Annotated in this window: 26 protein-coding genes; 10 read left to right on the forward strand and 16 right to left on the reverse strand. The window is 65.9% G+C overall.

The genetic code is table 11. The features are described 5' to 3' along the window. Positions 1-36: 36 nt before the first annotated feature. Positions 37-1248, reverse strand: a complete 1212-nt coding sequence (locus FFS09_RS04265) for a polyhydroxyalkanoate depolymerase (protein ID WP_137917621.1) — start codon at positions 1246-1248, stop codon at positions 37-39. 141 nt (positions 1249-1389) lie between these two features. Between FFS09_RS04265 and FFS09_RS04270 the strand changes: the two genes are divergently transcribed. After that, the gene (locus tag FFS09_RS04270) at positions 1390-2052 is read left to right on the forward strand and encodes a glutathione S-transferase (RefSeq protein ID WP_137917622.1); all 663 of its coding nucleotides are present in this window, start codon (positions 1390-1392) and stop codon (positions 2050-2052) included. A 112-nt stretch (positions 2053-2164) separates the two neighbouring features. Here the strand turns inward: FFS09_RS04270 and FFS09_RS04275 are convergent, their stop codons facing one another. Next, on the reverse strand, positions 2165-2587 hold the full coding sequence (locus FFS09_RS04275; RefSeq protein WP_137917623.1) for a cupin domain-containing protein: 423 nt from the start codon (positions 2585-2587) through the stop codon (positions 2165-2167). A gap of 188 nt (positions 2588-2775) precedes the next feature. Between FFS09_RS04275 and aroC the strand changes: the two genes are divergently transcribed. Further along, positions 2776-3876, forward strand: coding sequence for a chorismate synthase (gene aroC, locus FFS09_RS04280; RefSeq protein WP_137917624.1), 1101 nt, complete (start codon positions 2776-2778; stop codon positions 3874-3876). 6 nt (positions 3877-3882) lie between these two features. On the opposite strand, the gene FFS09_RS04285 is transcribed toward aroC, so the two are convergent. The 7 genes from FFS09_RS04285 to FFS09_RS04315 all read right to left on the reverse strand — a co-directional run bounded on the left by FFS09_RS04285 (position 3883) and on the right by FFS09_RS04315 (position 10260). Continuing rightward, positions 3883-4752, reverse strand: a complete 870-nt coding sequence (locus FFS09_RS04285; protein ID WP_137917625.1) for a DMT family transporter — start codon at positions 4750-4752, stop codon at positions 3883-3885. A 7-nt stretch (positions 4753-4759) separates the two neighbouring features. After that, entirely contained in the window at positions 4760-5593 is an 834-nt protein-coding gene (locus tag FFS09_RS04290) for a shikimate dehydrogenase family protein (RefSeq protein WP_137917626.1), read from the reverse strand. A 16-nt stretch (positions 5594-5609) separates the two neighbouring features. Then, positions 5610-6056 carry a type II 3-dehydroquinate dehydratase gene (aroQ, locus tag FFS09_RS04295; RefSeq protein ID WP_137917627.1) on the reverse strand — a complete coding sequence of 149 codons (447 nt, stop codon included), beginning with the start codon at positions 6054-6056 and terminating at the stop codon, positions 5610-5612. Positions 6057-6084: 28 nt separating this feature from the next. After that, the gene (locus FFS09_RS04300; RefSeq protein WP_137917628.1) at positions 6085-7131 is read right to left on the reverse strand and encodes a Gfo/Idh/MocA family protein; all 1047 of its coding nucleotides are present in this window, start codon (positions 7129-7131) and stop codon (positions 6085-6087) included. A 199-nt stretch (positions 7132-7330) separates the two neighbouring features. Next, the gene (locus tag FFS09_RS04305; protein WP_137917629.1) at positions 7331-8329 is read right to left on the reverse strand and encodes a TRAP transporter substrate-binding protein; all 999 of its coding nucleotides are present in this window, start codon (positions 8327-8329) and stop codon (positions 7331-7333) included. Positions 8330-8421: 92 nt separating this feature from the next. Continuing rightward, positions 8422-9705, reverse strand: a complete 1284-nt coding sequence (locus FFS09_RS04310) for a TRAP transporter large permease (RefSeq protein ID WP_137917630.1) — start codon at positions 9703-9705, stop codon at positions 8422-8424. Positions 9706-9723: 18 nt separating this feature from the next. Then, positions 9724-10260, reverse strand: a complete 537-nt coding sequence (locus FFS09_RS04315; RefSeq protein ID WP_171019867.1) for a TRAP transporter small permease — start codon at positions 10258-10260, stop codon at positions 9724-9726. 249 nt (positions 10261-10509) lie between these two features. Here FFS09_RS04315 and FFS09_RS04320 point away from each other — a divergent pair, with 249 nt between their 5' ends. Further along, complete coding sequence (locus FFS09_RS04320; RefSeq protein ID WP_137917631.1) at positions 10510-12057, forward strand: methyl-accepting chemotaxis protein; 1548 nt, start codon at positions 10510-10512, stop codon at positions 12055-12057. Between the two features lie 27 nt (positions 12058-12084). On the opposite strand, the gene FFS09_RS04325 is transcribed toward FFS09_RS04320, so the two are convergent. The 4 genes from FFS09_RS04325 to aroE are packed head-to-tail and all read right to left on the reverse strand — an operon-like array spanning position 12085 to position 15028. Further along, complete coding sequence (locus FFS09_RS04325) at positions 12085-12765, reverse strand: TetR/AcrR family transcriptional regulator (protein ID WP_137917632.1); 681 nt, start codon at positions 12763-12765, stop codon at positions 12085-12087. Positions 12766-12791: 26 nt separating this feature from the next. Next, complete coding sequence (locus FFS09_RS04330) at positions 12792-13682, reverse strand: DMT family transporter (protein WP_137917633.1); 891 nt, start codon at positions 13680-13682, stop codon at positions 12792-12794. Positions 13683-13688: 6 nt separating this feature from the next. Further along, complete coding sequence (gene aroQ / locus FFS09_RS04335; protein ID WP_137917634.1) at positions 13689-14159, reverse strand: type II 3-dehydroquinate dehydratase; 471 nt, start codon at positions 14157-14159, stop codon at positions 13689-13691. A 44-nt stretch (positions 14160-14203) separates the two neighbouring features. Continuing rightward, a complete protein-coding gene (gene aroE, locus FFS09_RS04340) occupies positions 14204-15028 on the reverse strand; it encodes a shikimate dehydrogenase (protein ID WP_137917635.1) in 825 nt (274 codons plus the stop codon). 85 nt (positions 15029-15113) lie between these two features. Here aroE and FFS09_RS04345 point away from each other — a divergent pair, with 85 nt between their 5' ends. The 3 genes from FFS09_RS04345 (at position 15114) to FFS09_RS04355 (ending at position 17259) form a co-directional block, all read left to right on the forward strand. After that, entirely contained in the window at positions 15114-15779 is a 666-nt protein-coding gene (locus FFS09_RS04345) for a DsbA family oxidoreductase (protein WP_137917636.1), read from the forward strand. Positions 15780-15852: 73 nt separating this feature from the next. Next, positions 15853-16587: a hypothetical protein gene (locus FFS09_RS04350; protein ID WP_137917637.1), complete on the forward strand. Its 735-nt coding sequence runs from the start codon at positions 15853-15855 to the stop codon at positions 16585-16587. Between the two features lie 36 nt (positions 16588-16623). Beyond that, positions 16624-17259, forward strand: a complete 636-nt coding sequence (locus FFS09_RS04355; protein ID WP_137917638.1) for a LysE family translocator — start codon at positions 16624-16626, stop codon at positions 17257-17259. Between the two features lie 29 nt (positions 17260-17288). On the opposite strand, the gene FFS09_RS04360 is transcribed toward FFS09_RS04355, so the two are convergent. After that, positions 17289-17558 (reverse strand): hypothetical protein, encoded by a 270-nt coding sequence (locus FFS09_RS04360; protein WP_137917639.1) that lies wholly within the window; start codon positions 17556-17558, stop codon positions 17289-17291. Between the two features lie 161 nt (positions 17559-17719). Between FFS09_RS04360 and FFS09_RS04365 the strand changes: the two genes are divergently transcribed. Beyond that, positions 17720-19426: an autotransporter domain-containing protein gene (locus FFS09_RS04365; protein ID WP_137917640.1), complete on the forward strand. Its 1707-nt coding sequence runs from the start codon at positions 17720-17722 to the stop codon at positions 19424-19426. A 24-nt stretch (positions 19427-19450) separates the two neighbouring features. Here FFS09_RS04365 and FFS09_RS04370 read toward each other — a convergent pair whose 3' ends face one another. Continuing rightward, complete coding sequence (locus FFS09_RS04370; RefSeq protein WP_171019868.1) at positions 19451-20371, reverse strand: LysR substrate-binding domain-containing protein; 921 nt, start codon at positions 20369-20371, stop codon at positions 19451-19453. Positions 20372-20504: 133 nt separating this feature from the next. On the opposite strand from FFS09_RS04370, the gene FFS09_RS04375 reads away from it, so the two are divergent. Together FFS09_RS04375 and FFS09_RS04380 are read left to right on the forward strand one after the other, a co-directional pair. Then, the gene (locus FFS09_RS04375) at positions 20505-21491 is read left to right on the forward strand and encodes a Bug family tripartite tricarboxylate transporter substrate binding protein (RefSeq protein ID WP_137917642.1); all 987 of its coding nucleotides are present in this window, start codon (positions 20505-20507) and stop codon (positions 21489-21491) included. Between the two features lie 16 nt (positions 21492-21507). Beyond that, entirely contained in the window at positions 21508-22761 is a 1254-nt protein-coding gene (locus FFS09_RS04380; RefSeq protein WP_137917643.1) for a CaiB/BaiF CoA transferase family protein, read from the forward strand. Between the two features lie 46 nt (positions 22762-22807). On the opposite strand, the gene FFS09_RS04385 is transcribed toward FFS09_RS04380, so the two are convergent. After that, positions 22808-23161, reverse strand: a complete 354-nt coding sequence (locus tag FFS09_RS04385) for a hypothetical protein (RefSeq protein WP_137917644.1) — start codon at positions 23159-23161, stop codon at positions 22808-22810. A gap of 168 nt (positions 23162-23329) precedes the next feature. Between FFS09_RS04385 and FFS09_RS04390 the strand changes: the two genes are divergently transcribed. Further along, positions 23330-23512 carry a helix-turn-helix domain-containing protein gene (locus FFS09_RS04390; protein WP_354595868.1) on the forward strand — a complete coding sequence of 61 codons (183 nt, stop codon included), beginning with the start codon at positions 23330-23332 and terminating at the stop codon, positions 23510-23512. Positions 23513-23628 lie beyond the last annotated feature (116 nt).

A 23628-nucleotide genomic window follows, 5' to 3' on the forward strand; every position in this document is an offset into this window, starting at 1 on the left:
TCTTGCTTCGTCGGGGGCGTTTTTCATGGGATAGGGTCAGCCTTCGCTGGCGTGGATCATGTCGCGCACGCGCGGGTAGATCTGCTGGTTCCAGCGTCGACCGCTGAACACGCCGTAGTGGCCCACGCCGGTCTGCACGTGGTGCGTCTTCATGTACGGGCGCACGCTGGCGCACAGGTCCTGCGCGGCGACGGTCTGGCCGACGGAGCAGATGTCGTCGCGCTCGCCTTCCACCGTCATGAGCGCGGTGCGGCGGATCGCGGCGGGGTTCACGGTGCGGCCGTTCCAGGTGAGCACGCCGCGTGGCAGGTCGTAGGTCTGGAACACCTTTTCCACGGTCTCCAGGTAAAACTCGGCGGGCAGGTCGTTGACCGCGAGGTACTCCTCGTAAAACGCCTGGATCACGCCGGCCTCTTCGGTGCGGCCGGCCTCGAGGTGGTCGTAGATGTTGCGGAACGATTGCTTGTGGCGGTCCGGGTTCATGCTCATGAAGGCGGTGAGCTGCACGAAGCCGGGATAGACGCGGCGCATCATGCCCGCGTGTGGAAACGGCACGTGGCTGATCAGGTTCTTCTCGAACCACTCGATCGGTTGGCTGGTGGCGAGCTTGTTGACTTCGGTGGGGTTGACGCGGCAGTCGACCGGGCCCGCCATCAGCGTGAGGCTGCGCGGCTGGGCGGGGTGGTCGTCCTCGGCCATGAGGGCCGTGGCGGCCAGCGCGGCCACGCAGGGCTGGCACACCGCGATCATGTGCACACCGGGGCCGATCGTCTCGGTGAAGCGGATCATGTAGCGGATGTAGTCGTCAAGCGAAAAACCGCCGTGGCGCAGCGACACGTCGCGCGCGTTGTGCCAGTCGGTGATGTAGACGTCGTGGTCCTGCAGCAGGGTGCGCGCGGTTTCGCGCAGCAGCGTGGCGAAGTGGCCCGAGAGCGGCGCCACCAGCAGCACCTTGGGCTGCGGCTCCGCGCCTTCCTTGCGGAAATGCAGCAGGGTGCCGAAGGGCAGGGTGAGGGTGGCTTCTTCGACCACCGGATACTCCCGCTCGCCCACCGTGACCGCGTGGATCTGGTAGGGCGGGCGCGAGTGGGTGAGGCGCAAGCGCGCGACCACGTCGCAAGCCGCGGCCAGCTTGCGCATCAGGCTGCCTTCGGTGTCGCGCAGCCACAGGGACGCGCTCAGGTGCTGGGCCGCGAGGCGCAGCGGCGAGATCAGGTCGGACTGGAGTTGGTAGGCCTGATACAGCATGGTTTTTCTTCCTGAGACAACGTGTCGCACTGCAGGCAAGTTGTGGGCCAGCGGCGAATTGCACCGGGCCGGTGCGGGCAGCATGCACAGCGATGGCACAGCCCTTGCTCTGAACGTGTGCCCACAAGGAGCACGTTCACCATGGCCAAAGCCCAAGCGGTACTCACGATCAGCAGCAAGAACTACGGCGCCTGGGCCTTGCGCGGGTGGTTGATGGCGCGCCTGGCGAAGCTGGACTTCACCGAGCATGTGATCTCGCCCGACGATCCAGCGATGAAGGCCGAGATGCTGCTGCTCTCGGCTTCCATGCGCGTGCCGGCGCTGGAGCACGACGGCATTCATGTGTGGGACACGCTGGCGATTGGCGAGTACCTTCACGAGATCCAGCCCAAGGCCGGTCTGTTGCCGGCCGACCGCGCGGCGCGCGCGCACTGCCGCGCGATCTGCGGGGAGATGCATTCGGGGTTTTCGGCGCTGCGCTCGTCGCTGCCGATGAACATCAAGGCCTCGTTTCCGAACTTCAAGCTCTGGTCGCGCGCGCAGACGGACATCGACCGGATCGAGGCGATCTGGAACGAGTGTCTGGAGACCTATGGTGGGCCTTATCTTTTTGGTGTGAAGCCTTGCATGGCGGACGCGATGTTCGCGCCGGTGGTCACGCGGTTCATCACGTACGAGGTGTTGATTGGCGAGGCTTGTGTGGCGTATTGCGACACGATCATGGCCTTGCCGGCGATGAAGGAATGGGTGGCGGCTGCGGAGGCGGAGCCGGATGACATCGATGAGCTGGATGCGGAGTTTTAGGCTCTCGTCGCTTTTATCGCTTGCACCGCGCGGGGGTGGGACACCCGGGCGCTCTGCTCCGCGGGTGTCCCCCGACGCCGAGGCTCCGCAAACCCACAGGCCGGAAAAAAACTCAAACCCAAGGAGTAGGCTTGGGAATCTCACAAACCGGTTCCACATCGATCGACTTGAAGTCCGCCGGCGACACGATCTCCAGGTACTCCATGTCCGGCGAGTAGTCGAACAGAAAATGCGAAATTCCCGGGCGCTGGTGCACGCAGTCGCCGGCTTCCACCAGCGTCTCCTGGTCCTCGTACATGAACCGGGCCCAGCCCTTGAGCATGATCACGATCTGGAAATCGGCCTCGTGCCGGTGCCAGCCCGTGCCTTCCTCTGGCGGCATGTTCGCCTTCACCAGGTGCGCGATCACCTTGCCGTGCGTGGCCGCGGCAATGCCCAGATCGCGGTAAAGGAAAAAATCGCGCAGGCCACCGCTCACGTAGTCGCCTTGATCGCCTTTGACGTGCGAGAACAGGGTGGAGGTTCTCTCAAGCATGGGTCGCTCCTTTCTGGGGCTTCGCAGCAAACCATCTGCTGCGCCGCATGACCAAGCACAAAATGTTCCTGTACCCCGACGTGCCCGATGGGATGCGTTCGTGCACCAGCCTGGCCCACCCATGCACCGCAAGGGATGCTCTGCGGGGTGACGGGGGGCTCCCAGGGCCTCAGGGATAATCGGTCCCCATGAGCGGAAACACCTTCGGAACCCTGTTTTGCGTCACCAACTTTGGTGAATCCCACGGCCCGGCCATTGGCTGCGTGATCGACGGCTGTCCCCCGGGCATGGAACTGAGCGAGGCCGACATCCAGACGGACCTGGACCGCCGCCGCCCCGGCACCAGCAAATTCGTCACCCAGCGCAACGAGCCCGACACGGTGGAAATCCTGAGTGGCGTGTACGAAGGCAAGACCACCGGCACCCCCATCGCCCTGCTGATCCGAAACACCAACCAGCGCAGCAAGGACTACGGCGACATCCTGCAGACCTTCCGCCCCGGCCACGCCGACTACACCTACTGGCAGAAATTCGGCATCCGCGACCCGCGCGGCGGCGGGCGCAGCTCGGCCCGCCTGACCGCCCCCACCGTGGCCGCTGGCGCGGTGGCCAGGAAATGGCTCAAGGAACGTTATGGCGTCACTTTCCGTGGCCACATGACGCAGGTGGGCGAACTCGCCATTCCCTTCGAGAGCTGGGAACACGTGCCCAACAACCCGTTCTTCGCGCCCGTGGCCGACGTGTCCGCCATCGAGGCCTACATGAACGAGCTGCGCAAGAGCGGCGACTCGTGCGGCGCGCGCCTTCGCGTCACCGCCCAGGGCATGCCCGTGGGCCTGGGCCAACCGCTGTACGACCGGCTCGACGCCGACATCGCCTACGCCATGATGGGCCTCAACGCGGTCAAGGGCGTGGAGATCGGCGCGGGCTTCGCCAGCGTGGCGCACAAAGGCAGCACGCACGGCGACAGCCTTTCGCCCGAAGGCTTCAAGGGCAACAACGCCGGCGGCGTGCTCGGCGGCATCAGCACCGGGCAAGACCTGGAAGTGCAGATCGCCATCAAGCCCACGAGCTCGATCCTGATCCCGCGCGAAACCATCGACAAGGCGGGTCAGTCCACCGAAATCATCACCAAGGGTCGCCACGACCCCTGCGTGGGCATCCGCGCCACGCCGATCGCCGAGGCGCTGTTGGCCCTGGTGGTGATGGACCACGCGCTGCTGCAGCGCGCGCAGTGCGGCGACGTGCAGTTGCCCACGCCGGACATCGCCGCGAAGTCCCGGGCCTGAGTCCGCTCAAGCGCTGCGCAGGCGCACACCCAGCCAGCCACACAGCGCAATGAGGGCGATGCCGGCGACGGTCCAGGCATCGGGCGCGTAGCCGAACACCGCCCAGCCGGCCAGCGTGGCAAAGGCGATCTGCGCGTACAGGTAGGGCGTGAGCCGCGAGGCCGGCGCATGGTGGTAGGCCTGGATCAGCAGGTAGTGCCCGACCGAGCCGAACACCCCCAGCAGGCCTGCCAGCGCCCACAACGTCCCGTCGGCCATGGGCGCCCAGCCCCAGGGCAGCAGCAGCGAGCAGCACAACAGCCCGAGCAGTCCGCTGTAGAAGTGGATGGTGCCCGGGTCTTCCGTGCGCACCATGCGGCTGGTGAGGATCTGGTACATGGCGTTGACCACCACGAGCAACAGCGGCAGCAGCATGGCGCCATGGAAATCGCTGCCCTTGGGGCGGATCACGATCAGCGCGCCCGCCAGTCCGCCGACCACCAGCACCCAGGTGAGGGCGGACACGCGCTCGCGCAACATCAGCGCGGCCAGCAGGGTGACCGCCAGCGGCACCAGCATCATGATGGCGGTGAACTCGCCCACCGGCACGTGGCGCAGGGCGATGTAGGCGACCACACTGGAGCCCAGCATCAACACCCCGCGCGCCAGATGCCAGCCCGGCGCGCGCGTGCGCAGCAGCGCGCGCCCGCGTTGGGGCCACAGCAGCGCCGTGGTCATGAGGGTCTGGGTGAGGTAACGCAGCCAGACCGCCATCAACACCGGCACGGCAGGGCCCACGTACTGCGAGGTGGTGTCGAGCAGGGCGAAGCACAGCGTCGCGCACACCAGCAGCGCGATCCCCAGCGCGGTGTGTCGGGCGGAAGCGGGGGGCGCCACGCGGGGCTCAGTAGCGCAACCGGGCCACGGAGCGCAACACCTCGGCGGTGGTGGTCGGAAAACCGAAGAACTCCAGGTAGGCGGGTATCTGTTCGAAGAGCATGTCCGAGCCTACCTGAACGCGGCAGCCCCGTGCTTGCGCGGCCAGCAGGAAGGCGGTCATCTCGGTCCGCATCACCACCTCGCCCACGAAGGTGTTCGGGTCCAGGCGGGAGACGTCCATCGGCAACGCATCGCCTTCGTTCATGCCCATGGGCGTGGCGTTGACCACCAGGTCGAAGCCGGCCGGGTCGTTGCTGCCGGTGCTCACCGCGATCTCGGGGTAGCTGGTCTGGATGCGCTGGCCCAGGGCCTCGGCCGAGGCGGTGTTCACGTCGTACAGCCCGATCGCGCCAATGTCCGCGCCCGCGAGCGACGCGGCAATGGCGCTGCCCACACCACCGCTGCCCACCACCAGCACGCGCGCGCCTTGCAGGTTCAGGCCCTTGCGCTGCACGCCGCGCACGAAGCCCGCGCCGTCGAACATGTCGCCCACCAGGCGGCCTTCGGCCGTGCGCTTGACGGCGTTGCAGGCGCCGGCCACGCGCACCGTGGGGGTCACTTCGTCGAGCAGGCCCACGGTGACGACCTTGTGCGGCATCGTGATGAGCGCGCCGCGGATGTTGGTGAGCCTGAAGACCGACTTGAGGAAGTTCGGGTAGTCCGACGGCTGGCAGCCCATGGGCACCACCACCGCGTTCACACCCACGTGCTCGAAGTACGGGTTGTAGATCATCGGCGACTTGAAGGTGTGTGTCGGGTAGCCGATGTGGGCAATGAGTTCGGTGGTGCCGTTGATCATGGTGTGTGGGCCAGGGTCAGGTTTTTCGGGCGCGCGCGTGGTTCACCGCGGTGCGCAGGGCCAGCAGGTAGCTGTCGACGCCGAAGCCCGCGACCTGGCCCTGCACGATCTCGGCGAACACCGAGACGTGGCGAAACGCCTCGCGCGCATGGATGTTGGACATGTGCAGCTCAACGATCGGGCAGGTCAGGATGGCCAGCGCATCGCGGATGCCGTAGCTGTAGTGCGTCCACGCGCCGGCGTTGATCAATACCGCGTCCACGTTGTCGACGTAGGCCTGGTGGATGCGCTCGCACATGGCGCCTTCGAAGTTGGTCTGGAAGTTCTGCACTTCCACGCCCAGCTCTTTGCCCAGCGTGCTCAACTGCTCGTTGATCTGGTCGAGCGTGATGGTGCCGTACTGCTTCGGGTCGCGCTTGCCGAACATGTTGTGGTTGATGCCATGCAGCATGAGAACTTTCATCGGGGCTCCTGTGGAAATGAAAAGGGGTTCAGGCCAGTTCGACCAGGCGGCCGGTCCTGGCGGCCTCGGCAATGCCTTCGGTGACCCGCAGGTTCTGCAGGCCGTCGCGGGCGGTCACCAGCGGCGCTGCTTCGCCGCGCACGACGGCGCCAAAGTGTTCGATCTGGTGTTTCAGCGGGTCGTCGCGCACCATGCCCACGGTGCTCACTTCAAACGGCTTCCACCACGAGCGGTCTTCGGGGCGCGGGTAGGTTTTGAGGCGCATGGTCGGCACCGAAAGGCTGCCGTTGGTGCCGGCGAGGACGTAGCAGTCTTCGTCGTCGTAACTCGGGTAGGCCTTGTTTTCCTGCGAGGTCTGTTCCCAGCTGCGCGGGCTGGCCGCGGTGTCGCTGAGCATGAAGCTGCCGAGCGCGCCACTGGCAAAGCGCAGGTTGATGGCCACGGTGTCTTCCACCGGGAACCCGCGCGTGGCGCTCGATGCGATGGCCTGCACGGTCACGATCTCGCCGCACAACATGCGCAGGTTGTGCACCTCGTGGATCATGTTCAGCAGGATGGGGCCGCCACCGATCTCGCGGCGCCATGGGCCGTCGTCGAAGTAGTGGTCGGGTTTGAAGAAGGTCGCGCTGCCCATCACGCTGACCAGCCGGCCCAACTGGCCGGACTCGACCACCTGCCGTGCCTTGGCCATGATGGGGCTGTGCGCGCGGTGGTGGCCGATGAGGACGCTTGCGCCATCGCGCTCGGCCGCCTGCACCAGCGCCTGGCCTTCGGCCACGGTGGTGGCGATCGGCTTTTCCACCAGCACCGGCAGACCCGCCGCGATGCACTGCAGCGCTTGCGGCACGTGCAAGGGATTGGGCGTGGCCAGCAAGACGCCATCGGGTCGGTCTTTGGCCAGCAGCTTGTCGATGCTGGTGTACACCGGCACCCCCGCCTGCGCGGCCACCGTCGCGGCGGCGGGCGAAGGGTCCACGACGGCGGACAGGGCGCACGTGGGACTGGCGAGCAGCACACGGATGTGGGCCTGACCGATCAGGCCGGCGCCGGCAACAGCAATGCGGGTCTTGGACATGGCGAGGCGAAATGCAACGGGTGAATGAGAGCCTTGCGAGAGAGAGCGTCCGCACAAGTGCGCGGCCCTGCGAACGCGTGCCAAATCTCCGGCGCGACGTGTCGGCTCCAGGGCACCTGAGGATCCGGCTCGGCCGGTCCCAGGGTGCGCCCCCTTGAGGGGGTGACGGCCCGAGCATCGGGCCGGCGCAGGGGTGGGTTTACTTCCTTACTTTGGCCAGTTCGGCCTGCAGGCTCTGCACCGTGTCCTGCCCCACCGCCACGGCGTACTTGGCGATCACCGGGCGCAGCTTGTCGCGCAGTTTGTCGGTCTCGGCGGCCGAGAGTTCGGTCACCTGCATGCCGCCCTTCTTCATGTTGTCCAGCGCCGAGGCGACCTGACCACGCGCCTGTTCGCGCTGGTACTTGGCCGATTCCTGCGCCGCACCGGCAATGATCTTTTTCTGCGCCGCGTCCAGCGTGTCCCAGAACTTCTTGCTGATGATCACCGACTGCGGGTTGTACTGGTGGTTGCTCAGCACCACGTGCTTCTGCACCTCATAGAACTTGTTGGCGTTGATCACGGTGACCGGGTTTTCCTGGCCGTCGATCGCCTTCTGCTCCAGTGCGGCGTACACCTCGGGGAAGGGCAGGGGCGTGGGGTTGGCGCCCAGGGCCTTGACCCAGTCCACGTTGATCGGGTTGGGGATCACGCGCAGCTTCAGGCCATCGAGGTCCTCCGCCTTGTTGATGGGGCGCTTGCTGTTGGTGATGGTGCGAAAGCCCAGCTCGTAGTAGGCCAGGCCGATCAGGCCTTTCTCTTGCAGCTTGTCGTGCAGCTTCTTGCCGAAGGGTCCATCGACAACCGCGTCGGCTTCCTTCGAGTTCGCGAACATGAAGGGGAAGTCGTAGATCGCGAATTCCTTGACCTGGCTGGCGAAGATGCCCGAGTTCATCGACGCCATCTCCAGCGTGCCACCCTGGATGGCCGACACGTTGGCCTGGTCGCTGCCCAGCGTGCCGCCGGGGAACAGGTTGACCTTGATCTTGCCGCCGGACTTGGCCGCGACGATCTCGGCGAATTTCTCCATGCCCATCACGATCGGGTGGCCCTTGGGGTTCTGGGTCGCGAACTTGATGGTCTTGTCCTGCGCGTGGACGGCGCCAAAGGCGGTCACCGCGATGGCGGCAACGAGGGTTTTGAGCATCAGACGTTTCATGGTGTCTCCAAAGAAGTGATAGGCAGTGCGCTGGAATCTGAGAACCTCGGCCCGCGGCGCACCACGCACAGGCCGGGTATGGAAAAAGGAACTCAGTTGCCGATCAGCCAGCGCGCCGGCACCATGACCAGCGAGGGGAACAGCACCAGCAGGAACATCACCGCCATCTGCACCAGCATGAAGGGCAGCACGCCGCGCGTGACGTCGTCCATGCGCATGCGGCCCACGCCGGCCACGGTGTTGAGCACGGTGCCCACGGGCGGCGTCACCAGGCCGATCGAGTTGTTGATGATGAACAGCACGCCGAAGTACACCGGGTCGATGCCGGCGGCTTTCACCAGCGGCATCAGCACGGGGGTGAGGATCAGGATGGTGGGCGTCATGTCCATCGCCGTGCCCACCGCGATCACCAGCAGCATGATGGCCATCATCAGCAGCGTCGGGTTGTCCAGCAGCGGCTGCAGCAGGGCGACGATCTGGTCGGGCAACTGCGCCACCGTGATCAGCCAGGCCGAGACCATCGCCGCGGCCACCAGGAACATGATCACCGCGGTGGTCTTGGCCGCGTTCAGGAACACCTCGTAGAGCTGCTTCACCGTCAGCTCTCGGTAGATCACGCCGGCCACGAACAGCGCGTAGACGGCGGCCACCACGGCCGCTTCGGTCGGCGTGAACACGCCCATGCGCAGGCCCACCAGGATGATCAGCGGCAGCATCAGCGCCCAGCCCGCGCTGCGCATGGCGGCCATCACCTCGCCCGCCGACTTGCGCGGCGGCGGCTCCAGGGCCTCGCGCCGCGTGGTCCACCACCAGGTGGCCCACAGGCCCGCCGCCAGCAGGATGCCGGGGAAGATGCCCGCGAGGAACAGCTTGGAAATCGACACGTTGCCCGCGACACCGAAGATCACGAAGCCGATCGAGGGCGGGATGATCGGGCCGATCACGCCGCACGCCGCGATCAGGCCGCCGCTGCGCGCCTTGTCGTGGCCGGCCTTCACCATCATCGGCAGCAGCAAGGCGGTGAGCGCGGCCGCGTCGGCCACGGCCGAGCCCGAGAGCGCCGACAGCAGACAGGCCGCGACGATGGTCACGTAGCCCAGGCCGCCGCGCACATGGCCCACCAGCGCCATCGCGAAGTTCACGATGCGGCGCGACAGGCCGCCGGTGTTCATGATTTCGCCGGCCAGCATGAAGAAGGGCACGGCCAGCAGTGGGAAACTGTTGGAGCCTTCAATGAGGTTCTGCGCGAGGATCTGCGCATCGAACATGCCCATGTGCAGCATCAGGGCCACACCGCTGAGCAGCAACGCGAAGGAAATGGGCACGCCGATGGCCATGGCGGCCAGCAAAGCACCGAGGAAGATAGCGATCGTCATGTCAGTCTTCCTGTGCGTTCAGGCTTGGGGCTTGCCGGGAGGCGGCACGTCTTCGGATTCGCGGATGCCGATGAGCTCGTCCTCGCTCATCTGGCCCGCGAGCAGGCGCCACAGGGTGAGCAGCAGCACGGGCGCGGCCAGCAGCGCGAACAGCATGCCGCTGGCGTAGAAATAGGCCATCGAGGTCTCCATCACCGCGCTGGTGGATTCCCAGTTGATCTTCACCTGCTCCCATGCGCCCTGGTAGATCAGCCAGCACACGTACAGCATCAGCCCCAGGCTCGCGGCCAGGCACAGCTTGCGGCCGAGCACCGGCAGGCGCGAGATCAGCGAATCGGTGCCGAGGTGGGCGCGTTCGTTGAGCGCCACCACGGCGCCCAGAAAGGTCATCCACACGAACAGCCAGCGCGACAACTCTTCGGAGAGGGTGATGCCCGAGTTGAAGCCGTAGCGCATCACCACGTTGCCAAACACCATCACCACCATGCAGGCGAGAAACAGCACCATCAGCCAGGCGAGCAGCCGGCAGTAGGCGTTGATGAGTTTCTGGATCACGCGTGTCTCCTGGGTTGTTTCGTTCGGTTTTGTTAATGTACGAACTGGTTAGTTTTACGCGAATTGGTAATTACCCTAGGTGAAAACGCCGGCCATCGGATCGCTCCGTGTGTATGCCCCGCACTCAAGATCGGCGCGAATCAACCGATGTCCACACCAAGCCTGTGCAGGCCGCCCGTCCCGTGACGCGCCCGATGTCCTGTGCCCGCCCCTTTGTGCCCATCCCATTCCAGAAAGCTTGTTCCCCGCATGAAACTCAATGACATCAAGGTCGGCAGCCGCCTGGCCGTCGCCTTCGGACTGGTGTTGCTCATCACCGCGCTGATGGCCGGCATCGGCGTCTGGCGGCTGCAGGAGCTGGTCGACACCACGCGCAAACTGGCCACGACCGAGAACGAAAAACTCCAGCTGGCCGCGCGCTGGCGCCAGACCATCGACATCAACTGGGTGCGCACCCGCGCGGCCATCCTCGATTCCGACACCAGCCGCATTCCAACCTGGCAGGCCGCCATGGACGAGACCTCCAAGATCTCGCAGGCGTCGCGCGATCGCATGCTGGAGCTGGTGCATTCGGACACCGGCAAGAAGATGCTGGCCGACATCGACGCCGCGCGCGAGGCCTACCGCACACCCCGCGGCGCCGTGATGAAGGCGCGCATCGCCGGCGAGGACGTGAGCGTGGCGCTCGACCGCGACCTCAAGCCCTTGGCCGAGGCCTACATCAACACCATTCTCAAACTGGAGGAGCGGCAGCAGGGCCTGTACGACGCCACGCTGAAAGAGGCGGAAGAGAACGCGGTCCAGGGCCGTACCATCCTGGTCGCGGGCGGTGTGCTCGCCCTCCTGCTCGGCGCCGCTGCCGCCTTCGTGCTCAGCCGCTCGATCACCGTGCCCTTGCGCAAGGCCGCTCAGAACGCGCGCCTGATCGCCGACGGCGACCTCACCCAACCGATCGACACCGATGGCCGCGATGAAGCCGCCCAGCTGTTGCAGGCCCTCAGCGGCATGCGCGACAGCCTCGTGCGTGTGGTGGCCAACGTGCGCGGCAACGCCGAGAGCGTGGCCACGGCCAGCGCCGAAATCTCCCAGGGCAACAACGACCTGTCGGCACGCACCGAGCAACAGGCCAGCGCGCTGGAAGAAACCGCCGCGTCCATGGAACAGCTGAGCTCCACCGTGCGCCAGAACGCCGACAACGCGCAGCAGGCCAACCAGCTGGCCAAGAGCGCGTCCACCGTGGCCACGCAGGGCGGCGACGTCGTCGCGCAGGTGGTGGACACCATGAAGGGCATCAACGACAGCTCGAAGAAGATCGCCGACATCATCAGCGTGATCGACGGCATCGCCTTCCAGACCAACATCCTCGCGCTCAACGCGGCGGTGGAAGCCGCGCGCGCCGGCGAGCAAGGCCGTGGCTTCGCGGTAGTGGCGGGCGAGGTGCGCAACCTGGCCCAGCGCAGCGCGCAAGCCGCCAAGGAGATCAAGGAACTGATCACCGCCAGCGTGGACCGCGTGGCGCAAGGCACCGCGCTGGTCGACCAGGCCGGCGTGACCATGGCCGAGGTGGTGGGCTCGATCCAGCGCGTGACCGACATCATGGGCGAGATCAGCGCGGCCAGCATCGAACAGAGTTCGGGCGTGGCCCAGGTGGGCGAAGCGGTGACGCAGATGGACCAGGCCACGCAGCAGAACGCCGCGCTGGTGGAGGAGAGCGCCGCGGCGGCCTCCAGCCTGAAGACGCAGGCGGCTCAGATGGTGGATGCGGTGGCGGTGTTCAAACTCGCCCACCACGCCTGAGTTGGCGCGGCTTGGGGGTGACGGCCCTCAGGCGCGCACGTAGCGCACCACCATCTCGGTGATGGCGGCGCGGCGCGCGGCCATCGCCTTCGCATCGGCCATGTCGAGCTTGAAGATCAGGCCGAAGGTGTGGCGGTTGGACACGTTGAAGAACGTCAATGCCGAGATGGACGCATGGATGTCGATGGCGTTGAGCCCCGGGCGGAACACGCCGGACGCCACGCCACGCTCGTACAGCTTGCGGATCGACGAAATCGCCGGCACGTTGAGCTGCTGGATGCTCTGGCTCTGCGCCAGGTACTGGCCCCGGTTCATGTTTTCCGACATCACCACCCGGATGTAGTTCTCGTGGGTGGCGTGGTGGTCGAAGGTGAACTCGACCAGCTTGCGCAGCGCCGCCTCGGGTTCGAGGTCTTCCAGGTGCTGCTGGCTCTCGATCTCCCGCATCTGCCGGTACGACTCTTCGAGCACCGCGAGGTACAAGCCCTCCTTGCTGCCGAAGTAGTAATAGATCATGCGCTTGCTGGTCTGCGTGGCGGCCGCGATCTCGTCGATGCGCGCGCCCGCCAGACCCTTCTCCGCGAACTCGGTCATGGCCACTTCCATGATGTTGGCCATGGTCCGCTCCGGGTCGTTGGTGCGGGTGGTTTCCTTCGCGGGCGCGGCGCTTCTGGCGCTCCGTCGTCTGGAATGTACCGTTTCGTTCATTTCCGCAGTATAGGCCGGGAAACCCCTCAAGGTGTTGGTGTGGCGGGCCACCAGCGCCGCAGTGGGTTGAACCCCGTCACCAGGGCAGAGGCCACCAGCACCAGCGCGCCGCCCACGAAGATGCCGGGCGACAGCGCTTCGCCCAGGAAGAGGTGGCCCCAGGTCACGCCGAACACCGGAATCAGGAAGATCGGGCTCAGCGCCGCGACCGGCGTGACGTGGCGCACGATGCGAAGGTGCAACCAGTACGCGATGCCCGACGTGACCACGCCCATGACCAGCACCGAGCCCAGCGCCGCCGGCGTGAACCGGGCTTCGGGCAGGCCCCAGAGGGTGCTCGGCAAGAGCAACACCATGGCCACCAGGTGGATGCCCGCCGCAATCGCCAGCGGCTGCATGCGCGTGGTGGCGCGCTTCATGAGCGGCGTGGCGAAGCCAAAGCTGGCTGCGCCCAGCACGCAGGCCAGCGCCGCGGCCAGCGTGGTGGCATCGGGCTGCACCGGCCCCAGCCGCACGATCAGGCCCACGCCCACGAGCCCCAGCACGCAGCCCAACAGCTTGCGCCGGGTGAGCGTGTCTTCCTTCATCCACGCCGACGAGAGCGTGCCGAACAGCACCGCCGTGGTGTTGAGCAGCGCGCTGTAGCCCGAAGGCAAGTACAGCCCGGCCCAGGCGAACACCATGAACGGCACGGCCACCGACAACGCGCCGAGCACCAACAGTTCGCGCCAGTGTTGCCACGGCCAGCGTTCGCGCAGGGCTCGCATGATCAGCACCAGCGTGATGCTGGCCAGCGCCGCGCGGCAGCCCGCGAGCACCCACGGCCCCATCGCCGGACTGGCGATGCGAATGAACAGAAACGATGCCCCCCACAGGGCCGAAAGGCCCACGATCTGTGCGAACTGGCGGGCCTGCACCGGGCGTCAGCCCGCTGCTGCTGCTGCTGCGACCTTGCGCACCAGGCCTTCGATGGCCAGCGTGTAGCCATCGGTGCCGAACCCGACCACGATGCCCGCCGCCGCTGGCGACACATAGGAGTGGTGGCGGAAGGCCTCGCGCGCGTGCACGTTGGAGATGTGGATCTCGATCACCGGCAAGGGCTTCACGCCGCTGATCGCGTCAAAGATTGCCACCGAGGTGTGCGTGAACGCGCCGGGGTTGAACACCACACCCGCCACCTCGCCCGTCTTGAAGCGCTTGCCCGCATCGTGGATCTTGTCGATCAGCGCGCCTTCGTGGTTGCTCTGAAACGCCTCCAGCTCGTACCCCAGGCGCTGCGCGGTCGCGCGGCATTGCGCTTCCACATCGGCCAGTGTGGTCGCGCCGTACACGCCGGGTTCGCGTGTGCCCAGCAGGTTGAGGTTGGGGCCGTTGAGCAGCAAGAGGGTCGCCATGGGTGTCTCGTGTGTTTCGTGTGTAGGGGTGTTTGGAATGCAGCTTAAACCAGCGGCACGGTGAGCTGTGCCAGCACGGCGGCGGTGTCGGGCCGCACGCCGCGCCACCACAGAAACGCCTCGGCGGCTTGCTCCACCAGCATGCCCACGCCGTCGGCCACGCGCGCCACGCCAGCGGCCTGCGCCTGCTTCAGGAAAGGCGTGAGGCCTTTGCCATAGACCATCTCGTAAGCCAGTGCGCCGGGCGCGAACAGGCCATCGGGCAAGGGCAGCGCGTCTTGCGACAGGCCGGTGGACGTGGCGTTGATGACCACGTCGAACGACTGGCCCAGCAGCGTGTCGTAACCACCGGTTTGCAATGGCACGTGCGCCGCGAAGTCGTGCCGCAACTGGTGCGCCTTGTCGGGCGTGCGGTTGGCCACGGAGAGCAGGGCGGGACGCTCTGCCGCGATCGGCAGCAGCGCGCCGCGCGTGGCGCCACCTGCGCCCAGCAGCAGCACACGCTTGCCGGCCAGGGGAAAGCCCAGGTTGCGCTGGATGTCGTTGACCAGGCCCACGCCGTCGAAGTTGTCGGCCAGGATGCGGTCGCCGTCGACGAACTTCAGGCAGTTGGCCGCGCCGGCCAGGCGCGCGCGCTCGGTGGGCTCGGTGGCGATCTCGAAAGCCTGCAGCTTGAACGGCAGGCTCACGTTCACGCCGCGCCCGCCGCTGGCTCGAAAGGCCAGCACGGTGTCGGCAAAACCATCGAGCGGTGCTTCGATGGCGGTGTAGTGAATGTCTTGCCCCGTGGCCTGGGCAAACTGGGTGTGGATCAGCGGCGATTTGCTGTGGCCAATGGGGTGGCCAAGAACGGCGTAGCGGTCGGTCATGGGATGGGCTGCGTTGGGAAGCTGCCATTGTGGCGCAAGCCCCTGGAGGGCCTGCGGACATGAGGCCCGGCCTACCATCGACGCCATGAACACCACCAACACCCCTCTCAAGATCGATTTCGTGTCCGACGTCTCCTGCCCCTGGTGTGCCGTGGGCCTGGGCGCGCTGGAAGAAGCGCTGCAGAAACTGCAAGGCGAGAACGTGCAGGCCGAACTGCACTTCCAGCCCTTTGAACTCAACCCCAAGATGGGCGCGCAAGGCCAGGACATCGGCGAGCACCTGGCCGAGAAATACGGCTCCACGCCCGAGCAGCAGGCGCAGATCCGCAACACCATCCGCGCGCGCGGCGCCGAAGTCGGCTTTGCCTTCAACCCCGAAGGGCGCGGCCGCATCTGGAACACCTTTGATGCGCACCGGCTGCTGCACTGGGCGGGCGAGGAGGGCGCACCCGGTCAACAGCACGCGCTGAAGAAAGCGCTCATGGCCGCCTGCCACACCCGCAGTGAGGCCATGGGCCACCACGACGTGCTGCTGGGCTGCGTGCGCGAGGTCGGGCTGGACGAAGCGCGGGCCAAAGCCATTCTGGCCAGCGACGAGTTCGCGCAGGACGTGCGCGAGCGCGAAGCCTTCTACCAGAGCCACGGCATCCACTCGGTGCCAGCGGTGATCATCAACGACCAGCATTTGATTTCGGGTGGGCAGCCGGCAGCGGTGTTCGAACAGGCGCTGCGGCAGATTGCGGGGGCGTGAGCCCCGACGTGGTCAGGCTCCCGTACATTAGCCAACGGTGGCAATGTCGCCACCGACTTTGGCCGATGTCCAGATGACTTCATCACTTGCAAAACTCGGTGGCCTGCTGTTGACTTCCCTGGTGCTCCTGCTGGGTTGCGCCAACCGTCCCGCTCAGCCCGTCGAAGCGGAGGTGATTCGGCCCGTGCCGCAAAAGCTTGCGCTGGTCGCCGTGATGGAGCCGCCGCGATTGACCATTGAAAACCGGGGCAGCGCTTGGGGCGTCCTCGCAGTGCCCGGGTTCCTGATCCAGCGCAGTATCGAAAGCGGTCGCGCCGACAGCCTCACCCAGGCGATGCGCGCTCAAGGCTTGCACCTGGGGGAAGAAATGACCGCCGCGCTCGGTGAAGAGCTCATGCGTCTGGGCTACACGGTGGAGGTGATCCGGAACGTGAAGCGACCCAAAGACGATCCGGAAAGCGTGGTTCTCGAGAGTATCGAAACGGATGCGGACGCCATCGTCACCGCACGGTACTTTGGCGCCGGGCTCTATGCCGGCCAGTTTTCGACCAACTACCTGCCCAGGCTGAACGTCGACATCGACGTGGTCAGCAAAGCCGATCAGTCTGAACTGCACTCGCATTCCATCTACTACGGTGCCGACGCGCGCGAGCGCACAGACGATCAGATTCCGGCCGCTCCCCAATATGCCTATGCCTCTTACGACCAGGTGTGGGACAAACAGCGCGAAGTCTCCGAAGGCTTCCGGCTTGGTGTGCGGCAGATTGCCGCGCAGGCTGCCAGGCAACTGCAGAAAGTCGGACGCTGACCTTTCCTTCCGTATGCACAGCCGGATCACCAAGCCATGATCGAAACCCTCATCCTCTTCGCCGCCGTCTCCTTCGTCGCCATCGCCACGCCGGGGCCGACGATGCTGCTGGCCTTGTCCAACGGCTCGCGCATGGGCGTGAAGGCCGCCTTGCCCGGCATGCTCGGTGCGGTGCTGTCGGACTTCCTGCTCATCGCCGCCGTGGCCCTCGGACTGGGCGCGTTGCTGGCGGCGTCGGAGTTCTGGTTCTCGGTCGTGAAGTGGGTAGGCGTGGCGTATCTGGCGTACCTCGGCGTGCGCATGCTGCGCTCCACCGGCACGCTGGCGCTGCCGGCCGAGGGCGAGGCCGCCATGGTTACTGGCGAACCCACACGCCGGGCGATCTTCCTGCGCAGTTTCCTGGTGGCGGTGACCAACCCCAAGGGCTACCTGTTCGTCTCGGCCTTCCTGCCGCAGTTCATCAACCCGGCCGAGCCGCAGTGGCCGCAGTACGTGGCACTGGCCATCACCTTCGCCGCGATCGATTTCGCGATGATGCTCAGCTACGCCGCGGCCGGTGCTCAGGCCATCCGCCGCCTGCGCGCCAACGGTGTGCTGTGGCTGGACCGGGTGTGCGGCGGGGCGTTGCTGGCGCTGGCGGGGTCGCTGGCGTTTTATCGGCGGAGTGCTTGACGGGTGTCGTCAGGCGCCGGCGCGCTGCGTCAGCCTTTGTATTCCTCGCTCGTTCGCTTCACTGTCGAGAGCTGATCGTCCAGCGACTGGCGGTACCTCACACAGCCCCGCATGAACTGAGGCCACGCCGGCACTTCGAGCGCGGGCGACACCTTCTCGGGCAGCAGTGACCAGAGACCGGGGTGGTGCCAGCACAGCGCGTGCCCCGTGGCGTCTCTGTGCGTGCGGATGGCGTTGCGCAGTTTTGTGATCTCGGTGACCAGCTGCTCGCGCGACAGCGTTTCCAGGTCTTCGTCCATACGGCCTCCAGAAGATTGGGCAGCGGCTCTCATCGTATGAACATGGAACAAGGCGGTCAACCGAGGCCATTTCCGGGCAATGCCGCAGCGGCGTTGGCGTATCGTTTCCGAGGTGGCGCAGTGCGCGCCGACCCGATTCGAACTTCATCGACCGACCCCTCATGAAATACACCTTTGGACGCGCCACTGCCCGCCTGGCCAGCCGTCGCCCTGTGTCCGTGTGTGCCTTATCCACGCTGACGGCCTGCCTCCTGATCGCTCGAGCCGAGGCCGCACCCCTCACCTGCACGCCCGATGCCGACGTGACGGTCAACTGCTCGGCACTGGTCATCAACAACCCGAACCAGACCATCACGGTTGGCGCGGGGGTGACGCTGGACACCTGGAACTCGATGAGTGTCTGGTTCAAGCCATCGGCCACGGGCATCACCTTCATCAACAACGGCACGATCTCGTCCAGCGACGAAACGCTCTTCAACCAGGGCAGCATCACCGAGTTCGTCAACAACGGCACCATCGGACCGGGTTTCCACTTCTACAACGTGGGAACCATCGGCACGCTGACCAACATGGGCACGATCACGGGCCAGTTCAGGTCGATCTACAACACAGGACCGATCCACACGCTGAACAACCGCCAGGGCGGCAACGCGCCGCTGGCCATGAACCAGAGCGTGCTGCCGACGAACTACAACATCGTCATCCTCAGCCCCAGCGACTACGGCAAGTTGTCCGCCGTGTCGAGCGGCGGCAGCATGAACGTCGGCATCTACACCGGCTCGGTGGTCGCCCCGGGCACGTATGAAGACGTGTTCACTGGCCTGGACGCCACCCAGTTGAACAACACCTCGGGCACCTACGGCGGCTACGCGTGGACGTTGAACTTCGATGGTGTCAACTACGACCTGGTGTTTGCCTCGGCCCTGCCGCCCGGCCCGACAGCGGTCGACACGCAAAGCGCCATGCGCGTGAACGCGTCCGGTTTGCGCAGCGCGTTCGCCGTGCAGACGGCCTACCTGAACCCCGGCATGAGCTACGACTGCGCACTCTTCGACAGCAAAGGCGTGTGCGTGGCCGCCAGCGGCAGAAGCACGTCGGTGCAAGGACCGGCCGACACGGCGCTGTCGGGCATCGTCACGCTGTCCTACCGCGTGCGGCCCACGCTGCGGCTGGGTGGTTATGTGGAGCAGACCCTGAATGCCACGGGCGACGCGAACGTGCGCATCCGCCGTGGCAACCCCGATGTGGGCCTGTTCGCCGTCTGGAACGCGCAGGCCGATGGGGATGGGGCGCAGGTCAGGCTGGCCCACCGACAAGGCCAGAAGAAGGTCGACATCACGCGCCCGGTGGTGGCGAGTTCGGAGCCGGGCAGTGGCACCGCCGATCTCAGCTCACGCGGTACGCAACTCACCTTCAGCCACGGTGTCCGTGTGAACGACACCTGGCGCATCAGCCCGTACGTGGGTGTGCGGGCCATCCAGATCGAACGGAGCGCGTACGCCGAGGCCGCGTCGGCCAGCGTCACGGCGCCGCTGTCGTATGGTGAACTGAAGGAGCGTTCGGTGTCCGTGTTGCTGGGTTCCCATTTCGCGGGACGCATGGCGCCGCGGCTCACGCTCACGGGTTTCCTGGGTGTCGAACACGACCAGTCGCGCAAGTCCAGCGACTACGGTGCCCTCGGTGTCACCGCTCTGCAGTCGTTCGATTTCAACGACAAGGTGCGCAAGACCCGCCCGGTCGCGTCGCTGGGGTTCCTGGTCGACTTTGACAAGACTCACCAGCTCAGCGCGCAGTGGGTCTATCGCAAGGAGGCCTTTACGTCGACGGCCACGAACACGGCGCTGGTGACGTACGCAGTGGGTTTCTGAGGGTTTGCTCGTCTCAGGGGTTGTCTAACGAACGGCCCGCACCAGGCGTTGTTCCAGCTGCTCGACAAAGGGCAGCATGGGCACGTCGCGCAAGGTGATCAGGTTGATCCACGACGCAGGGAAGACGCAGTCCACGCGCACCGGGCGCACGCGGTCCGCCGCCTGCCGGTAGGCGCTTTCGGGCACCGCCGCCACCATCTGGCTCGCGCCCACCACCGCGATGCAAATGTGCGGCGAATCGGTTTCCACCTGAGGCTCGGGGGGCATCAGCCCGGCCTGGAGGAATTTCCGCTCCAGCGCCTGGCGGTTGGCGCTTTGCCCGGCCATAAGAAGCCAGGGGTGTTGCAGCAGATCCTTCAAGCTCACCTTGCGCCGGCGGGTCAGCGGGTTGTCCTTGGCCGCCACGATCAAGACGGGCTCTTCCCACAGATTGCGCACGTGCAGGCGTTCGCCGTCCGGCACCGCGGCGCGGCTGGTGTCCAGGCTGCAGATCACGCAGTCCACCTCACCCGCCTGCAGCATCGCCAACAACTCGCCAACGGTCCCCACCCTCAGCACCAGCCTGGGCATGGTGTCGTCGGCTTCCAGATCGGCCACGAGGCGGCACAGCCGGTCGGTGCCCACCAGCGGCAACACGCCCAGGCGAACCACGGGCTTGGGCTCGCGGTATTGCAGGGCAACGGAGACACCGTCCAGGGCACCCAGCGCGATGCGCAGACGCTCCAGCGCGATGGACCCGGCCGCGTTCAGCCGTGTTCCGCGCGATGACCGTTCGAGCAACGCACAGCCCAAGGCGTCTTCCATCTCGCGCAGCATGTTGGTCGCGCGCGGCTGGCTCACGCCGATGGCCGCCGCTGCCGCACTCAAGGAACCCAGCTTCTCGATGCGGTCCAGCAATTGCAGATGGCGTATCTGCAGGCGGTTGATGCGCGCGGAGCTTGTCATATCGGTTCCGAATGGCCGGTTTCGTATTGGATATTTCCAGATTATGGGCGCCGTGCCTACCATCTCCTCACAACCACAAGGAGACAAGATGACAACGATGTTCACGTCACCGGCCCCATCGGCAGGGCCCAGCATGAAACGGCGCCAACTGTGCCTGGGCGCCTTGGGCACCCTGGGCGCGGGCCTCATGGCCAGCAGCGCGGCGCATGCCGCCGACAACTACCCCTCGCGCCCGGTGCGCATCATCGTGCCCTATGCCGCTGGCGGAGGCCCGGACGTACAGATGCGTCAGCTGGCGCCCAGCCTGGGCGAAGCGCTGGGCCAGCCCATCGTGGTCGAGAACAAGGTCGGTGCGGGTGGCGTGCTCGCCGCGCAGTACGTGGCCCAGGCGCCCGCCGACGGCTATACCGCGCTCATGGGTTCGAACTCGCACCTGATCCAGAAGGCGCTCCAGCCCAGCCTCAAGTTCGACCCGGTCAACGATTTCACGCCCGTCACGGTCGTCGGCACCTCGCCCAGTGTGCTCGTCGTGGCGGCCGATTCACCCTACCGCACCGTGCAGGACCTCATCGCCGCGCTGCTGGCCCAGCCCGGCAAGATGAACTACAGCTCGGGCGGCATCGGTTCAGCGGCCCACCTGGGCGGCGCCACCCTGGTTTCGCTGCTGCGCGCAAGCGCGGTGCACCTGCCCCTGAAAGGATCGGTCGAAATACCGCTCTCGCTGCTGCGAGGCGACAGCGCCTTCGCCTTCACCATCGCCGGCACGGCGATCCCGCAGGTCAAGGGTGGAAAACTGCGCGCACTGGCCGTGACCAGCGCGGCACCCATGGCACAGCTGCCGCAGGTGCCCACCTTGCAGTCGGTGCTGCGCAGCGACCTGGCCGTGCAGGAGTTCTGGTTTGGCCTGTGGCTGCCGGTCAAGTCGCCGGCCGAAGCGGTCAACAAGCTCTACGCCGCTGCCACGCAGACGCTCAAGTCACCGGCGATCGCGGCCCAGTTCGAAGCGTCCGGCAACAGCGTGACCCAGAGCGCGAGCCCGCAGGCCGACGCGGCCTTCGTCCGCGGCGAATTCCGCAAGTGGGCCGACATCATCAAACTGACCGGCATCACCGCTGGTTGAACGAAAGACAGGCACCATGTCCAAACCACTTGAAGGCATCCGTGTTCTCGATCTCTCGCACGTGATCGCGGGGCCCCTCACGTCGTTCTACCTCGCGCAGCTCGGCGCCGAAGTGATCAAGGTGGAGCCGCCCATTGCCGGTGAAGTCATGCGCTCCATGAAGGGCGGCGAAGACACCGACACGCCCACGGGGTTTTCCGTGATCAACGCCGGCAAACAATCCCTTGCGCTGGACATCCGCACGGCGGCTGGTGCCGAGTTGATCCGTTCGCTGGCGGCGTCCACGGATGTGTTCATCGAGAACTTCCGCCCTGGCGTGGTGGCGCGCTACGGCCTGGACTACGCGTCCATCAAGGCCGTGAAGGAAGACATCGTCTACTGCTCGATCTCGGGGTTCGGCCAGCAAGGCAGCTGGGCACAGCGCGGCGCCTACGACCACGTGGTGCAGGCGCTGACCGGGATGATGATGATGTCCGGCGAGGGCGAGGATGCACCGCCCCTCAAGGTCGGTTTTCCGGTGATCGACGTGGCGGTCGGCATGCTGGGCGCGCTGTCCATCGTGGCCGCGCTGCACCGCAAGGCCCGGGAAGGCAGCGGACAGTACATCGACGCCTCGATGGTCCAGGCCTCGCTGATGCTCATGTACCCCAATACCTGCGCCTATCTCACCGATGGCACCGCGACGCGGCGCGTGGGCAACCGTGGTTACACCGGCAGCCCCGCGGCAGACACCTACCAGTGCGCGGACGGCTGGATCGCCGTGGCGGCGAACACGCCTGCCCAGTTCCGCAGGCTGGCAGCCGTACTCGGCGTCGAAGCCCTGTGCGAAGACGCGCGCGCGCTGGACCTGAAGGCGTTCAACGCGCCCAATGGCTTCGTGGTGCCCAACGACCGCGACTATGTCGCCGCTCAACTGCAAGCCGCCTTTGCGCTGCGCAGCGCGGCGCCACTGGAAGACGCCCTGGCCAGCGCCGGCGTGCCCGCTGGCCGCGTGCGCAAGCTTGAAGAATTTTTGCAGGAAGTGGACGACACCGGTTGCGTGAACCTGCCCGATTACCGCTTTCGGCAGGACGGGCGCGAAGTGCGCACGCGGGGCATCGGCTTTGCGGCGGAGCAGGATGGTGGCGCGAGCGAAGCGGGCGCACCGGCGCTGGGGGAGGGCAGCCATGCGGTGCTGTCCAGGGCTGGATTGAGCGACGAGGAGATTGCCGAGCTTGAGCGGGCGGGGATCATCAAGACCGCGCCGCTCAAATCCGCGGCTCTGGCTTAAGCCGTGTGTCCCCAAAAGCCCTGACATCGAAGCTCACGGCGCATCTTCAGGGGACTCGCTCATCCGCTAGCGAGAGGGAGCCCACCACACCGGCGCAGGCGCACAGTGCATCGGTGGTGTGCGCCAAGGCTTTCACCTGCCGCTGCATGTCGGCGTTGAGGGCGTGTTTCAAGACGAGCAATTGCGGCAGCGGCGCGAAGAGCGCCGCCTTGTCTTCTTCGTTCTCGGGTTCGAGCATGCTGTCGAGAAAGGCTTGGGTGTCCAGCGTGGTGGACAGGTGGGACACCTGCTTGGCGGCTTGATGGGCCAGCGTGAAGAGGTGAGGGGCGAGTGGTGCGGTTTCGGCGCGCGTGCATACGTTGCTTGGCGCGGTAGTGGTTGCATCGTTGGGCGATCTCATGGTCCTCCTGGGTTGCGTGACACGAAGTCAAAAATCCCTCACATATGAGTAGCAAACTCCGTAGATGCAAATATATCAGTTTGCAATCCTCGCAAGGTGTCTGCAAAACCAACACCTCCCAAGAAGAAGCCCGCAAAAAGTGATCTGAGAGGAACACTTGCGTGGCATGTGCGCACGCTGAGGGTTGAGAGGGGATGGTCGCAGGAAGCACTGGCTCATGCTTGTGAGCTGGACAGGACGTATGTGTCGGCTATCGAGCGCAGCGTCTGGAATGTGTCGCTGGGCAATATCGAGCGTTTGGCGGATGCGCTTGGGGTGGAGGCTTGGGAGCTACTGAGGCCCACCAGCTAAATCCCATCTTGAAGCCTACCGTTAGCTGAAAGCGCTTTCGGACCCTGCGTGGCAGTGCTGGCACCTGCCCCTGTGGCACTTCTCGAGCCGACATCCGTCTGAAAGACGTCCAGCGT

The sequence above is a fragment of the Hydrogenophaga sp. 2FB genome (assembly GCF_005503365.1).
Classification (GTDB): Bacteria; Pseudomonadota; Gammaproteobacteria; order Burkholderiales; family Burkholderiaceae_C; genus Hydrogenophaga.

Coding starts and splice junctions, on each gene's coding strand:
- FFS09_RS04375 (WP_137917642.1), top strand. CDS start 20,505: ATGAAACGGCGCCAACTGTGCCTGGGCGCCTTGGGCACCCTGGGCGCG.
- FFS09_RS04365 (WP_137917640.1), top strand. CDS start 17,720: ATGAAATACACCTTTGGACGCGCCACTGCCCGCCTGGCCAGCCGTCGC.
- aroQ (WP_137917634.1), bottom strand. CDS start 14,159: ATGGCGACCCTCTTGCTGCTCAACGGCCCCAACCTCAACCTGCTGGGC.
- FFS09_RS04305 (WP_137917629.1), bottom strand. CDS start 8,329: ATGAAACGTCTGATGCTCAAAACCCTCGTTGCCGCCATCGCGGTGACC.
- FFS09_RS04265 (WP_137917621.1), bottom strand. CDS start 1,248: ATGCTGTATCAGGCCTACCAACTCCAGTCCGACCTGATCTCGCCGCTG.
- FFS09_RS04310 (WP_137917630.1), bottom strand. CDS start 9,705: ATGACGATCGCTATCTTCCTCGGTGCTTTGCTGGCCGCCATGGCCATC.
- aroE (WP_137917635.1), bottom strand. CDS start 15,028: ATGACCGACCGCTACGCCGTTCTTGGCCACCCCATTGGCCACAGCAAA.
- FFS09_RS04345 (WP_137917636.1), top strand. CDS start 15,114: ATGAACACCACCAACACCCCTCTCAAGATCGATTTCGTGTCCGACGTC.
- FFS09_RS04380 (WP_137917643.1), top strand. CDS start 21,508: ATGTCCAAACCACTTGAAGGCATCCGTGTTCTCGATCTCTCGCACGTG.
- aroC (WP_137917624.1), top strand. CDS start 2,776: ATGAGCGGAAACACCTTCGGAACCCTGTTTTGCGTCACCAACTTTGGT.
- FFS09_RS04355 (WP_137917638.1), top strand. CDS start 16,624: ATGATCGAAACCCTCATCCTCTTCGCCGCCGTCTCCTTCGTCGCCATC.
- FFS09_RS04290 (WP_137917626.1), bottom strand. CDS start 5,593: ATGATCAACGGCACCACCGAACTCATTGCCCACATCGGCTACCCGACA.
- FFS09_RS04350 (WP_137917637.1), top strand. CDS start 15,853: ATGACTTCATCACTTGCAAAACTCGGTGGCCTGCTGTTGACTTCCCTG.
- FFS09_RS04385 (WP_137917644.1), bottom strand. CDS start 23,161: ATGAGATCGCCCAACGATGCAACCACTACCGCGCCAAGCAACGTATGC.
- FFS09_RS04370 (WP_171019868.1), bottom strand. CDS start 20,371: ATGACAAGCTCCGCGCGCATCAACCGCCTGCAGATACGCCATCTGCAA.
- FFS09_RS04300 (WP_137917628.1), bottom strand. CDS start 7,131: ATGTCCAAGACCCGCATTGCTGTTGCCGGCGCCGGCCTGATCGGTCAG.
- FFS09_RS04360 (WP_137917639.1), bottom strand. CDS start 17,558: ATGGACGAAGACCTGGAAACGCTGTCGCGCGAGCAGCTGGTCACCGAG.
- FFS09_RS04320 (WP_137917631.1), top strand. CDS start 10,510: ATGAAACTCAATGACATCAAGGTCGGCAGCCGCCTGGCCGTCGCCTTC.
- FFS09_RS04270 (WP_137917622.1), top strand. CDS start 1,390: ATGGCCAAAGCCCAAGCGGTACTCACGATCAGCAGCAAGAACTACGGC.
- FFS09_RS04325 (WP_137917632.1), bottom strand. CDS start 12,765: ATGAACGAAACGGTACATTCCAGACGACGGAGCGCCAGAAGCGCCGCG.
- FFS09_RS04275 (WP_137917623.1), bottom strand. CDS start 2,587: ATGCTTGAGAGAACCTCCACCCTGTTCTCGCACGTCAAAGGCGATCAA.
- aroQ (WP_137917627.1), bottom strand. CDS start 6,056: ATGAAAGTTCTCATGCTGCATGGCATCAACCACAACATGTTCGGCAAG.